The following is a 12,524-nucleotide window of genomic DNA, read 5'->3' as shown; positions in this document are numbered from 1 at the left end:
GCAACGAAATGGGGCGCGTATCATACATGAAAAAATCCGCCGGTCCGTCGCCAACTGACCGGCGTATTACGCGTTACAGACTACAAAGCCTTCGTGACGCGGCGTTTACTCGCTGCGCATCAACGGATAAAGCTCTTTAAGCAACTTGCGGCGGCTGATCACCAACTGCCAGCGATGACCACCGAGCTGACGCCACAGGCGCGCCGAGCGGATACCGGCGAGGAGCAGGGCGCGGATCTTCGAGGCATTGCTCGGCTGTTGCAGGTTGCGCATGTCGCCGTGCACCTGAATGCGCTGGCGCAGGGTGCTCAAAGTGTCCTGGTACAACGCGCCGCAAGCGGCCACGACGTTTTCGTGGGCCGGGCCAAAATGCTCCACCTGCGACTGGATCTGCGGCAGGCGTTTGGCAATCGTCTCAAGCATGTCGTCACGCTTGGCCAATTGCCGCTCCAGACCGAGCATCGACAGGGCGTAGCGCAACGGCTCGCGCTGCAAGGTGCTCGGATCGCGCTCAAGGGCGCCAATCAGCGCGCGATAACCCTCGCGCAGATTGATGTCGTCGCCGCCGTACACGTCCAGCGTATCTTTCGGGTCGCGGACCAGCAGGCTGCCGAGCATGCAACTCAGGCCGGCCTCGTTGGTCTGGCCGGTCTTGGCGATGCGATCGACCAGCACGGCGGCGAGAAACACGCCGCCCAGCGCCGTCAGTTGCTCCTGAGTCGGGCTCATGCCTGGCCGCTCCACGGCTCGGCCACTTCGATCACGCCGCCACCCAAGCAGATTTCACCGTCATAGAACACCACCGATTGGCCCGGCGTCACCGCGCGTTGCGCTTCGTCGAACACGGCGCGATAACCGCTGGCGGTTTTTTCCAGGGTGCAGGCCTGATCGCTCTGGCGATAGCGCACTTTCGCCGTCAGGCGCAGCGGCTGGCTCAGGTCGATCGGGTTGACCCAGTAGATTTCCGAGGCGAGCAGGGCGCTGGAGAACAGCCACGGATGGTTGTTGCCCTGGCCGACGATCAGCTCGTTGTTCTGCAGATCCTTGCGCAGCACGTACCACGGCTCGTCACCGGCATCTTTCAAGCCGCCGATACCGAGGCCCTGGCGCTGGCCGATGGTGTGGTACATCAAGCCGTGGTGACGGCCGATGACTTCGCCTTCGGTGGTCTTGATTTCGCCCGGTTGTGCCGGCAGGTACTGCTTGAGGAAATCGCTGAAACGGCGCTCGCCGATGAAACAAATCCCGGTGGAATCCTTCTTCTTGGCGGTGGCCAGTTCGTATTTCTCGGCAATCGCGCGCACTTCAGGCTTTTCCAGTTCGCCGACCGGGAACAGGGTCTTGGCGATCTGTTCGCCACCAACGGCGTGCAGGAAGTAGCTCTGATCCTTGTTCGGATCGAGGCCCTTGAGCAGTTCGGTGCGGCCATCGATGTCGCGGCGGCGCACGTAGTGACCGGTGGCGATCAGGTCGGCACCGAGCATCATCGCGTAGTCGAGAAACGCTTTGAACTTGATCTCGCGGTTGCACAGGATGTCCGGGTTCGGCGTACGCCCGGCCTTGTATTCGGCGAGGAAGTGCTCGAACACGTTGTCCCAGTATTCGGCTGCGAAGTTGGCGGTGTGCAGCTTGATGCCGATCTTGTCGCATACAGCCTGAGCATCCGCCAGGTCGTCCATGGCGGTGCAGTATTCCGTTCCGTCGTCTTCTTCCCAGTTCTTCATGAACAGGCCTTCCACTTCATAACCCTGCTCGATCAGCAGAAGGGCGGAAACGGAAGAGTCCACGCCGCCGGACATGCCGACAATGACGCGCTTCTTGGATGTGTCAGAAGGGGCTGGATCACGCATAGGGATTCAATGAGTGTCTTGGAAAAGGGCGCGATTCTATCAGGCTCGCGGCCGCAAGGCTAAAGAGAAGGGCGGATCAGTTCGAGGCTGAAGTGATGACCGGCCAGATAATCGTCGATGCAACGGATGATCAGTTCACTGCGCCAGTTGTCGCGCTGGGCGATTAATTCGTCGCGGGTCAGCCACTTGGCGCCGACAATTCCGTCGTCAAGCTGGAAATCCGGGTGATGCTGCACGGCTTTGGCGCTGAAGCATATGCGCTGGTAAGTCACGCCGTTGCTCGGCGCTGTATACAGATAAATGCCGATCACGCCGGTAGGTTCGACGTCCCAACCGGTTTCTTCGAGGGTTTCGCGAATCGCCGCGTCGATCAGGGTTTCATCCGGATCGAGATGGCCGGCGGGCTGGTTGAGCACATTGCGCCCGCCTTTGTGCTCTTCGACCATCAGGAAGCGGCCGTTGTCCTCGACGATGGTGGCGACGGTGATGTGGGGGAGCCATTCCATAAAGCCTTCCTCAATCTATTGGTTAAACCCCAATCCCTGTGGGAGCTGGCTTGCCAGCGATAGCGGTGGTTCAGTCACCATCCATGCTGGATGATAAACCGCCATCGCTGGCAAGCCAGCTCCCACAAAGTTTTGTGGTGATCACAAAACCCGGAAACACAAACCCCGGCACAAGGCCGGGGTCTGTTCACCGCATTACAACCTTAAACCAGCGCAGCAATCGCCGCGTTGAAGGTTGCGCTTGGACGCATGGCCTTGCTGATCAGCTCGGCGTCGGCGTGGTAGTAACCGCCGATGTCGACTGGCTTGCCCTGAACGGCGTTGAGCTCGGCAACGATGGTTGCCTCGTTCTCGGTCAGGGTTTTGGCCAGAGTCGCGAACTGCGCTTGCAGTGCAGCGTCTTCGGTCTGGGCAGCCAGGGCCTGAGCCCAGTACATCGCCAGGTAGAAGTGGCTGCCGCGGTTGTCGATGTTGCCGACCTTGCGCGATGGCGACTTGTTGTTGTCGAGGAACTGGCCGGTGGCCTGGTCCAGGGTTTTCGACAGCACCAGTGCTTTCGGGTTGTTGTAGTTCACGCCCAGGTGCTCAAGGGAAGCGGCGAGGGCAAGGAACTCACCCAGCGAATCCCAGCGCAGGAAGTTTTCTTCAACCAGTTGCTGCACGTGCTTCGGAGCCGAACCGCCGGCGCCGGTTTCGAACAGACCACCGCCGTTCATCAGCGGCACGATCGACAGCATCTTGGCGCTGGTGCCCAGTTCCATGATCGGGAACAGGTCGGTCAGGTAGTCGCGCAGTACGTTGCCGGTCACCGAAATGGTGTCCTTGCCTTCGCGGGTGCGCTGCAGGGTGTACTTCATCGCGTCGACCGGCGCCATGATCTGGATGTCCAGACCGCTGGTGTCGTGGTCCTTCAGGTAGGCCTGAACCTTCTCGATCACCACGCCATCGTGAGCGCGCATCGGGTCGAGCCAGAAGATCGCCGGCGTGCTGCTCGCGCGAGCACGGTTGACGGCCAGTTTGACCCAGTCCTGGATCGGCGCGTCTTTGGTCTGGCACATGCGGAAGATGTCGCCGGCTTCGACAGCCTGTTCCATCAGCAGCTTGCCTTTGCTGTCGGTGACGCGAACAACGCCGTCAGCCTTGATCTGGAAGGTCTTGTCGTGCGAGCCGTACTCTTCGGCTTTCTTCGCCATCAAACCGACGTTCGGCACGCTGCCCATGGTGGTCGGGTCGAAAGCGCCGTTGGCTTTGCAATCTTCGATCACAGCCTGGTAGATGGTCGCGTAGCAACGATCCGGGATCACAGCCTTGGTGTCGTGCAGCTGACCGTCGGTGCCCCACATCTTGCCGGAGTCACGGATCATCGCTGGCATCGAGGCGTCGACGATGACGTCGCTAGGCACGTGCAGGTTGGTGATGCCTTTGTCGGAGTTGACCATCGCCAGCGACGGACGAACGGCGTAGACCGCTGCGATATCGGCTTCGATCTGCGCTTGCTGCTCGGCCGGCAGGGCCTTGATGCGCGCGTACAGATCGCCGATGCCGTTGTTCAGATTGAAGCCGATCTGGTTCAGCACGTCAGCGTGCTTGGTCAGTGCGTCTTTATAGAACTCGGCAACGATCTGGCCGAACATGATCGGGTCGGAGACCTTCATCATGGTCGCTTTCAGGTGAACCGAGAGCAGCACGCCCTGGGCCTTGGCGCTTTCGATCTCGGCAGCGATGAACGCACGCAAGGCGTTTTTGCTCATCACGGCGCAGTCGAGGATCTCGCCAGCCTGAACGGTGGTTTTTTCTTTCAGAACGGTGGCAGCACCGTCCTTGGCGATCAGTTCGATCTTCACAGCGTCAGCGGCGTCGATCAGGACAGCTTTTTCGCTGCCGTAGAAATCGCCGGTGCTCATGTGCGCGACGTGAGACTTGGAGTCCTTGGCCCAGGCGCCCATTTTGTGCGGGTGCTTGCGCGCATAGTTCTTCACCGACAGTGGAGCGCGGCGGTCGGAGTTGCCTTCACGCAGAACCGGGTTCACGGCGCTGCCCTTGACCTTGTCGTAACGCGCCTTGGCGTCTTTGTCGGCGTCGCTGGTCACGGTTTCCGGGTAGTCCGGCAGGTTGTAGCCCTGCGCCTGCAGCTCTTTGATCGCGGCTTGCAACTGTGGCACCGAAGCACTGATGTTCGGCAGCTTGATTATGTTGGCTTCAGGCGTAACGGCCAGGTCGCCCAGTTCGGCGAGGTGGTCGGCTACGGCTTTGTCGCCCAGTTGCTCGGGGAAGCTTGCCAGGATGCGCGCTGCAAGAGAGATATCGCGGGTTTCCACGGCGATATCGGCCGAGGCGGTGTAAGCCTCGATGATCGGCAGCAGGGAATAGGTGGCGAGGGCAGGAGCTTCGTCGGTGAAGGTATAGATGATCTTCGAGCGGGTGGGCATATTCGGATTAACTCTCTCTTCTTTGCTAAAGCGTGCGCAGAAACTCGAGGGCGCCGGGTAAGCGCGTTCGTTCAAAGTCATCCATGAACCGAATGTCGAGATTCTTCGCGGTGATGTTGGGTGCATCAGTAGAGCGTCAAGCAGTCAGGCTGCGGTAACAACCCGACCAATCAGGCGGAAAGTCTCGTGCTAGAGAGGCCAGCCGTCGTGACCCTGTGGTCAGCGGGCGGCATTATACATAGGTAGCTGGCAATCTGCCGATGGTTCATATGCAACGATTCTCGTCCATTGGTCTAAAGGTCGCAGGGCGCGACCGGGCAAAGACTCGTTACGAATGCTGGAGTTTGGCGCTTTTCCCTTTGCTTTCAGGCTTGTAGGAAACGAGATGTGCGCGGCGCAGGAACATAGGGTTTGCGTGTTGATTCAACTGGGTTACGCTCGAAGCAAGCCAGGTGTTCAATCCAAACAATGGAGTTCAGCATGGGTTACAAGAAGATTCAGGTTCCAGCCGTCGGCGACAAAATCACCGTCAATGCAGACCATTCTCTCAATGTTCCTGATAACCCGATCATCCCCTTCATCGAAGGTGACGGTATTGGTGTCGACATCAGTCCGGTGATGATCAAGGTTGTCGATGCTGCTGTTGAAAAGGCCTACGGCGGCAAGCGCAAGATTTCCTGGATGGAAGTCTACGCCGGCGAAAAGGCCACTCAGGTTTATGACCAGGACACCTGGCTGCCGCAGGAAACCCTCGACGCGGTCAAGGATTACGTGGTCTCCATCAAAGGCCCGCTGACCACTCCGGTCGGTGGCGGTATCCGCTCGCTGAACGTGGCCCTGCGTCAGCAACTCGACCTGTACGTCTGCCTGCGCCCGGTGCGCTGGTTCGAAGGCGTGCCAAGCCCGGTGAAAAAGCCCGGCGATGTCGACATGACCATCTTCCGCGAGAACTCCGAAGACATTTACGCCGGTATCGAATGGAAGGCCGGTTCGCCGGAAGCCACCAAGGTCATCAAATTCCTTAAAGAAGAAATGGGCGTCACCAAGATCCGTTTCGACGAAAACTGCGGCATCGGCGTCAAGCCGGTCTCCCGCGAAGGCACCAAGCGCCTAGCGCGCAAGGCTCTGCAATACGTGGTCGACAATGACCGCGACTCGCTGACCATCGTGCACAAAGGCAACATCATGAAGTTCACCGAAGGTGCCTTCAAGGAATGGGCCTACGAAGTGGCGGCCGAAGAATTCGGTGCGACGCTGCTCGATGGCGGTCCGTGGATGCAGTTCAAGAACCCGAAAACCGGCAAGAACGTTGTGGTCAAGGACGCCATCGCCGATGCCATGCTCCAGCAGATCCTGCTGCGCCCGGCCGAATACGATGTCATCGCTACGCTTAACCTCAACGGTGACTACCTGTCTGACGCCCTGGCGGCGGAAGTGGGCGGTATCGGCATCGCGCCGGGTGCCAACCTGTCCGACACCGTAGCGATGTTCGAGGCGACCCACGGTACCGCACCGAAATACGCCGGCAAGGATCAGGTCAACCCGGGCTCGCTGATTCTCTCGGCCGAGATGATGTTGCGTCACATGGGCTGGACTGAAGCGGCGGACCTGATCATCAAGGGCACCAACGGTGCGATCGGCGCGAAGACTGTTACTTATGATTTCGAGCGTTTGATGGATGGCGCGAAGCTGGTTTCGTCCTCCGGGTTCGGAGATGCGCTGATTTCGCATATGTAAAAGTTGCAGGCACGCAAAAACCGCCTGGCTCGATGGGTTGAGTCAGGCGGTTTTTTTATGACCGAATGTTTTGAGGCTTCAACTGGTTGCCGTTTGTTTTTCCGTGGCAATCGAGCTCGGCGCCGAAGCGACTTCGACCGAAGTTATCTTCACGGCATGCAAGCCTTTAGGGCCTTGAACGATCTCGAAGTTCACCGCCTGACCTGCTTTCAGGGTCTTGTACCCATCCATTTCAATGGCCGAGTAGTGGGCAAAGAAATCAATGTCCTTGCCATCCTCATCGCGACCTTCCCGGGCGTCGGTATTGATAAAGCCGAATCCCTTGGCATTGTTGAACCATTTCACCTTGCCGACAGCCATGCTCAAATCCCTCTGCAACAGACTCCATCGCTGGAGTATCATCCACGACATCCGCAATCGAATTCGATAAAAGAATTGACTCCGCGGATCTTTTTTACCCACTGTGGGCTCTATTGGTTGTAACACCGTTTTCCCGATAGTCAAGGTGACCGGGCAGTCGTAGTTGAAAACGTGTGCAACCGCCCCCACCACTGTATTCGCACAACTGACGAACCTTTTTTTCCATGCATGCAATCAGCCAGATTCGACTAACATTCAATCAGGATCGCCCGCTTCTCCAAAAGGATCTTCCACAGGAGCACGACGACGATTCGGCAGGCGTTGCTGTTCAGGAAGCAAAGCCCGCGTTACAGGCGCCGCCGATGTACAAGGTGGTTTTGTTCAACGATGACTACACACCGATGGATTTCGTCGTCGAAGTGCTCGAGGTGTTTTTTAACCTGAATCGCGAGCTGGCGACCAAGGTCATGCTGGCCGTCCATACAGAAGGACGGGCAGTATGTGGAGTGTTTACCCGCGACATCGCCGAGACAAAGGCCATGCAGGTCAACCAGTACGCCAGGGAAAGCCAGCATCCGCTACTCTGTGAAATCGAGAAGGACGGTTAATCGCCGACCACTTGGGTATGAGGTGAAGCTATGTTAAACCGCGAGCTCGAAGTCACCCTCAATCTTGCCTTCAAGGAGGCTCGTTCGAAGCGTCATGAGTTCATGACCGTCGAACATCTCCTGCTGGCCCTATTGGATAATGAGGCTGCCGCCACCGTTTTGCGTGCCTGCGGCGCAAACCTCGACAAACTCAAGCATGATCTGCAGGAGTTCATCGACTCCACCACGCCATTGATCCCCGTGCATGACGAGGATCGCGAAACCCAGCCAACCCTGGGCTTCCAGCGTGTCCTGCAGCGTGCTGTTTTTCACGTACAGAGCTCGGGCAAGCGCGAAGTGACCGGCGCCAACGTGCTGGTCGCCATCTTCAGTGAGCAAGAGAGTCAGGCCGTGTTCCTGCTGAAACAGCAGAGCGTGGCGCGCATCGATGTCGTCAACTACATCGCCCACGGCATTTCGAAAGTACCGGGGCACGGCGATCACTCTGAAGGTGAACAAGATATGCAGGACGACGAGGGCGGTGAGTCTTCTTCTTCAGGCAATCCTCTGGATGCTTATGCCAGTAACCTCAACGAACTCGCGCGCCAGGGTCGCATTGATCCGTTGGTTGGTCGTGAGTCGGAAGTCGAGCGTGTCGCGCAGATTCTTGCGCGCCGGCGCAAGAACAATCCGCTGCTGGTGGGTGAGGCAGGCGTGGGTAAAACCGCGATTGCCGAAGGCCTGGCCAAGCGCATCGTCGACAATCAGGTGCCGGATCTGCTGGCCAATGCGGTTGTTTATTCGCTCGACCTCGGCGCTCTGCTCGCGGGTACCAAGTATCGCGGTGATTTCGAGAAGCGCTTCAAGGCGCTGCTCAATGAGCTGAAGAAACGTCCGCAGGCGATCCTGTTCATCGACGAGATCCACACCATCATCGGTGCGGGCGCAGCGTCCGGTGGCGTGATGGATGCATCCAATCTGCTCAAGCCGCTGCTGTCGTCTGGCGACATTCGCTGCATCGGTTCGACCACGTTCCAGGAATTTCGCGGCATCTTCGAGAAGGACCGTGCCTTGGCGCGTCGCTTCCAGAAGGTCGATGTCGTCGAGCCGTCGGTGGAAGACACCATCGGTATCCTGCGTGGCCTGAAAGGGCGTTTCGAGCAGCATCACAATATCGAGTACAGCGATGAGTCGTTGCGTGCCGCTGCCGAACTGGCGTCGCGCTACATCAATGACCGGCACATGCCGGACAAGGCCATCGACGTGATCGACGAGGCGGGCGCCTACCAGCGTCTGCAACCGGTGGAAATGCGCGTCAAGCGTATCGAAGTGCCGCAGGTCGAGGACATCGTCGCGAAAATCGCGCGGATTCCGCCGAAGCATGTCACCAGTTCCGACAAAGAGCTGCTGCGTAACCTGGAGCGTGACCTGAAGCTTACGGTGTTTGGTCAGGACGCGGCGATCGATTCGCTGTCCACTGCGATCAAATTGTCCCGTGCCGGGCTCAAATCGCCGGACAAGCCGGTCGGTTCGTTCCTGTTCGCCGGGCCTACCGGTGTCGGTAAAACCGAGGCCGCGCGACAGTTGGCCAAGGCGCTGGGCATCGAGCTGGTGCGCTTCGACATGTCCGAGTACATGGAGCGTCACACCGTATCGCGTCTGATCGGTGCGCCTCCTGGCTATGTCGGTTTCGATCAGGGCGGTCTGCTGACCGAAGCGATCACCAAGCAGCCACATTGCGTATTGCTGCTCGATGAAATCGAGAAGGCGCATCCGGAAGTCTTCAACCTGCTGTTGCAGGTCATGGATCACGGCACGCTGACCGACAACAACGGGCGCAAGGCGGACTTCCGCAATGTGATCGTGATCATGACCACCAACGCCGGTGCCGAGACGGCCGCGCGGGCTTCGATCGGTTTCACCCATCAGGACCACTCGTCCGATGCGATGGAAGTGATCAAGAAGAGCTTCACGCCGGAATTCCGTAACCGTCTGGACACCATTATCCAGTTTGGTCGCCTCAGTCATGAGGTCATCAAAAGTGTGGTGGACAAGTTCCTCACCGAGCTTCAGGCGCAGCTGGAAGACAAGCGTGTGTTGCTTGAGGTTACTGATGCGGCACGCAGCTGGCTGGCGGCGGGTGGTTATGACTCGGCGATGGGCGCACGTCCGATGGCGCGTCTGATCCAGGACAAGATCAAGCGTCCGCTGGCGGAGGAGATTCTGTTTGGCGAGCTGGCCGAGCATGGCGGTGTGGTGCACATCGACATCAAGGATGGGGAGTTGACGTTCGACTTCGAAACCACGGCTGAGATGGCCTGACGGTCGTATATCAAGAGGGCGCCTTCGGGCGCCTTTTTGTTGCTCGTTGTTTGGTGGGTTTGGGTGAATATCCGTTGCATCGGTAGTGGCCACTGACGGTTTCGCCTGACGGCGACTTACTTTTTTACAAGCGCCAGAAAAAGTAAGCAAAAAACGCTAGCTCCTACGTTCGGCCCTCGCAGGCTCGGGTTCCTTCGCTCCGGGACTGATCCGGGCGCAGCGGCTCCGGTTTGCTTCGCTGCACCTCCTTCCGCTGTGTCTGGCTGCGCCAGACGGTCGCTGCGCTCCCACCCCCGGATCAATCCCTCCACTCAGCCTTCCGACGTCGCCGGTGGATCAAGATCAAGGGCACTCGAGCTAACGCTCATTGTTGAGTGGTGCGGCTTCGCCGCGGGCAGCTGCGCTGCTTTGCCTTTTTGTGGGAGCGAGCCTGCTCGCGAAGGCGGCCTGACAGCCGATCTGTTCTTGAGCAGTGGCGCGATCCAACTGTAGGAGCTGCCGAAGGCTGCGATCTTTTGATCTGGCTTCTGCTTTAGCTCTGGCTCTTGATCTTTTGCCCCTTCGGCAGGCTTCGTTACGGGATCGATCCCGTAACGAAGGAACCCCGAGCCCCAGCGAGTGGGCCGAACGCCGGGGCAAAGCCTTTTGCTTACTTTTTGCTGGGCCGGCACTCCGGCGTTTGAAAAAGTGAGTCGCTGTAAGAGCGAAACCGCCAGCGGCAGCACCCGCAGCAACGGATATGCCCGCAAAACCCACAAAAATCCAAACCCCAGACAAACAAAAACGCCCGGCATAACCCGGGCGTTCTGTATTGACTTGATTAACGAGCGCGGTAAGTGATCCGCCCTTTGCTCAAGTCATAGGGCGTCAGCTCGACGCGCACTTTGTCACCGGTAAGAATACGAATGTAGTTCTTGCGCATCTTGCCGGAAATATGCGCGGTTACGACGTGCCCATTTTCCAACTCCACACGAAACATGGTGTTGGGCAGGGTGTCGACGACAGTGCCTTCCATTTCGAAGCTGTCTTCTTTCGACATGCAGTAAAGCCCTCGGTATCCAATGAATGGCCCGGTGCAACTGCGCCAGGCAAAAGCGGCGTGCATTGTGCCCGAAAAATGGTGTTTACGCCAAGGGGTTTAGGCCGCGGGTTCAGTTCAGGATGACCCAGCGCTGATTGATCAGCAATTCGATGGGCCGATATTGCGTCTTGTAGTTCATCTTTTTGCAGTTCTTGATCCAGTAACCCAAGTACACGGCCTCAAGGCCCAGACGCTGGCTCTCGGCGATTTGCCAGAGGATTGCGTAACGGCCGAGGCTGCGGCGTTCTTCGTTCGGTTCGTAGAAGGTGTACACCGCTGACAAACCGTTGGGCAGCAGATCGGTCACCGCCACCGCGAGCAACCGTCCGTCGAGTCGAAACTCGTAGAAGCGCGAGAAGGGCAGGTCACGCACCAGGAACGTCGAGAACTGATCGCGGCTTGGCGGGTACATGTCGCCGTCGGCATGGCGCTGTTCTATGTAGCGCTGGTACAGGTCGAAATATTCTTCGCTGAAGTGCGGTTTGACCGGCTGCACCTGCAAATCCGCGTTGCGTTTGTAGATGCGCTTTTGCTGGCGATTAGTGATGAATTGTGCGGAGGGAATGCGCGCAGGCACGCACGCATTGCAATTCTGGCAATGCGGCCGGTACAAATGATCGCCGCTGCGACGAAAGCCCATTTCCGACAGGTCTGCGTAGACATGCACATCCATGGGCTGACTCGGGTCGAGAAACAGCGTCGTGGCCTGCTCCTCGGGCAGATAACTGCAAGAGTGGGGCTGAGTGGCATAAAACTTCAAACGGGCCAACTCGGTCATGAATCAACCCTCGGGATAAGCTGGTGGATTAAGTGTAAGCCACTTGCGCAAAAGTCGCTCAGCAAACCCAGGTCGCTGAATTCGGTTGATCTAGATGGCGCCGCAGATAGTCGGCGAATTCGCCGCGCGGAATCGACCGCGCACCGAGGCTGTGCAGGTGATCGGTCGGCATCTGGCAGTCGATCAGCACAAATCCGGCGGCTTTCAAATGCTGGACCAGCGTGGCAAAGCCATATTTGGACGCGTTGTCAGCGCGGCTGAACATCGACTCGCCAAAAAACAGTTGGCCCATCGCCAGGCCGTACAGGCCGCCGACCAGCTGTCCCTCGTCCCAGACCTCAACCGAATGCGCGAAACCGCGCCGATGCAATTCTACGTAAGCATCCTGCATGGCCTCGGTGATCCAGGTGCCGTCGGCGTAATCACGCGGTGCAGCGCAGGCGCGGATGACGGCGTCGAAATCCTTATCGAAGGTCACTTGATAGCGTTGCTTGCGCAGCAGCTTGCCGAGACTGCGCGAGACGTGCAGTTCGTCGGGAAACAGCACGGTGCGAGGGTCTGGCGACCACCAGAGAATCGGCTGGCCCTCGGAAAACCAGGGGAAGCAGCCATGGCGATAGGCCTGGATCAGTCGATCGGCGGAAAGATCGCCGCCGGCGGCGAGCAATCCGTTCGGCTCGCGCATGGCTTTTTCCAGTGGCGGAAAGGTCAGGGAGTTACGTTGTAACCAAGTCAGCATGGCATCCAGGCTTGCAGAAGGGGAGGGCAGTCAGGGGCGTGCAGGCCCCGCGAAAGAGTTTGCCGCGAAACGGCGCCGCTGTCCTGCACAGATGTCTGCTGCAGTGAGCATTGAGCTGCAACTTGATGTGTCGCC

11 protein-coding genes are annotated in these 12,524 nt (G+C 58.5%); 3 read left to right on the top strand and 8 right to left on the bottom strand.

What is annotated here, in order from left to right; all coding sequences use genetic code 11:
- Window positions 1-105 precede the first annotated feature (105 nt).
- The 4 genes from hflD to J2Y39_RS09090 form a co-directional block, all read right to left on the bottom strand.
- Window positions 106-729, bottom strand: coding sequence for a high frequency lysogenization protein HflD (gene hflD / locus J2Y39_RS09105; RefSeq protein ID WP_039763308.1), 624 nt, complete (start codon window positions 727-729; stop codon window positions 106-108).
- Window positions 726-1,850, bottom strand: coding sequence for a tRNA 2-thiouridine(34) synthase MnmA (mnmA, locus tag J2Y39_RS09100; RefSeq protein WP_310216882.1), 1,125 nt, complete (start codon window positions 1,848-1,850; stop codon window positions 726-728). Before mnmA ends, hflD begins: the two co-directional genes overlap by 4 nt.
- A 59-nt stretch (window positions 1,851-1,909) precedes the next feature.
- Window positions 1,910-2,356 carry an NUDIX hydrolase gene (locus J2Y39_RS09095; protein ID WP_252867866.1) on the bottom strand — a complete coding sequence of 149 codons (447 nt, stop codon included), beginning with the start codon at window positions 2,354-2,356 and terminating at the stop codon, window positions 1,910-1,912.
- Between the two features lie 203 nt (window positions 2,357-2,559).
- On the bottom strand, window positions 2,560-4,785 hold the full coding sequence (locus J2Y39_RS09090; protein ID WP_071172899.1) for an NADP-dependent isocitrate dehydrogenase: 2,226 nt from the start codon (window positions 4,783-4,785) through the stop codon (window positions 2,560-2,562).
- Window positions 4,786-5,265: 480 nt separating this feature from the next.
- On the opposite strand from J2Y39_RS09090, the gene icd reads away from it, so the two are divergent.
- On the top strand, window positions 5,266-6,522 hold the full coding sequence (gene icd, locus J2Y39_RS09085) for an NADP-dependent isocitrate dehydrogenase (RefSeq protein ID WP_024013414.1): 1,257 nt from the start codon (window positions 5,266-5,268) through the stop codon (window positions 6,520-6,522).
- 78 nt (window positions 6,523-6,600) lie between these two features.
- On the opposite strand, the gene J2Y39_RS09080 is transcribed toward icd, so the two are convergent.
- The gene (locus J2Y39_RS09080; RefSeq protein ID WP_095182061.1) at window positions 6,601-6,882 is read right to left on the bottom strand and encodes a cold shock domain-containing protein; all 282 of its coding nucleotides are present in this window, start codon (window positions 6,880-6,882) and stop codon (window positions 6,601-6,603) included.
- 224 nt (window positions 6,883-7,106) lie between these two features.
- On the opposite strand from J2Y39_RS09080, the gene clpS reads away from it, so the two are divergent.
- Both clpS and clpA read left to right on the top strand, forming a co-directional pair.
- Window positions 7,107-7,490, top strand: a complete 384-nt coding sequence (clpS, locus tag J2Y39_RS09075) for an ATP-dependent Clp protease adapter ClpS (RefSeq protein ID WP_011334948.1) — start codon at window positions 7,107-7,109, stop codon at window positions 7,488-7,490.
- Window positions 7,491-7,520: 30 nt separating this feature from the next.
- A complete protein-coding gene (gene clpA / locus J2Y39_RS09070; protein ID WP_016775266.1) occupies window positions 7,521-9,791 on the top strand; it encodes an ATP-dependent Clp protease ATP-binding subunit ClpA in 2,271 nt (756 codons plus the stop codon).
- A gap of 820 nt (window positions 9,792-10,611) precedes the next feature.
- Here the strand turns inward: clpA and infA are convergent.
- The 3 genes from infA to aat all read right to left on the bottom strand — a co-directional run bounded on the left by infA (window position 10,612) and on the right by aat (window position 12,389).
- Complete coding sequence (gene infA, locus J2Y39_RS09065) at window positions 10,612-10,830, bottom strand: translation initiation factor IF-1 (RefSeq protein ID WP_002553999.1); 219 nt, start codon at window positions 10,828-10,830, stop codon at window positions 10,612-10,614.
- A 112-nt stretch (window positions 10,831-10,942) separates the two neighbouring features.
- The gene (locus tag J2Y39_RS09060; RefSeq protein ID WP_041477071.1) at window positions 10,943-11,650 is read right to left on the bottom strand and encodes an arginyltransferase; all 708 of its coding nucleotides are present in this window, start codon (window positions 11,648-11,650) and stop codon (window positions 10,943-10,945) included.
- Between the two features lie 58 nt (window positions 11,651-11,708).
- Window positions 11,709-12,389 (bottom strand): leucyl/phenylalanyl-tRNA--protein transferase, encoded by a 681-nt coding sequence (gene aat, locus J2Y39_RS09055; protein ID WP_310216873.1) that lies wholly within the window; start codon window positions 12,387-12,389, stop codon window positions 11,709-11,711.
- Between the last annotated feature and the right edge of the window lie 135 nt (window positions 12,390-12,524).

Origin of the sequence: Pseudomonas sp. 2957, from assembly GCF_031456345.1 — a bacterium.
In the GTDB taxonomy this organism is placed as follows: Bacteria; Pseudomonadota; Gammaproteobacteria; order Pseudomonadales; family Pseudomonadaceae; genus Aquipseudomonas; species Aquipseudomonas siliginis.
This window is presented reverse-complemented; position numbering and strand designations above follow the sequence as displayed.

What these genes read in the sequence shown, in the direction of transcription:
- icd (WP_024013414.1), top strand. Translation starts at nt 5,266, where the DNA reads ATGGGTTACAAGAAGATTCAGGTTCCAGCCGTCGGCGACAAAATCACC.
- clpS (WP_011334948.1), top strand. Translation starts at nt 7,107, where the DNA reads ATGCATGCAATCAGCCAGATTCGACTAACATTCAATCAGGATCGCCCG.
- aat (WP_310216873.1), bottom strand. Translation starts at nt 12,389, where the DNA reads ATGCTGACTTGGTTACAACGTAACTCCCTGACCTTTCCGCCACTGGAA.
- mnmA (WP_310216882.1), bottom strand. Translation starts at nt 1,850, where the DNA reads ATGCGTGATCCAGCCCCTTCTGACACATCCAAGAAGCGCGTCATTGTC.
- hflD (WP_039763308.1), bottom strand. Translation starts at nt 729, where the DNA reads ATGAGCCCGACTCAGGAGCAACTGACGGCGCTGGGCGGCGTGTTTCTC.
- J2Y39_RS09095 (WP_252867866.1), bottom strand. Translation starts at nt 2,356, where the DNA reads ATGGAATGGCTCCCCCACATCACCGTCGCCACCATCGTCGAGGACAAC.
- J2Y39_RS09090 (WP_071172899.1), bottom strand. Translation starts at nt 4,785, where the DNA reads ATGCCCACCCGCTCGAAGATCATCTATACCTTCACCGACGAAGCTCCT.
- infA (WP_002553999.1), bottom strand. Translation starts at nt 10,830, where the DNA reads ATGTCGAAAGAAGACAGCTTCGAAATGGAAGGCACTGTCGTCGACACC.
- J2Y39_RS09060 (WP_041477071.1), bottom strand. Translation starts at nt 11,650, where the DNA reads ATGACCGAGTTGGCCCGTTTGAAGTTTTATGCCACTCAGCCCCACTCT.
- clpA (WP_016775266.1), top strand. Translation starts at nt 7,521, where the DNA reads ATGTTAAACCGCGAGCTCGAAGTCACCCTCAATCTTGCCTTCAAGGAG.
- J2Y39_RS09080 (WP_095182061.1), bottom strand. Translation starts at nt 6,882, where the DNA reads ATGGCTGTCGGCAAGGTGAAATGGTTCAACAATGCCAAGGGATTCGGC.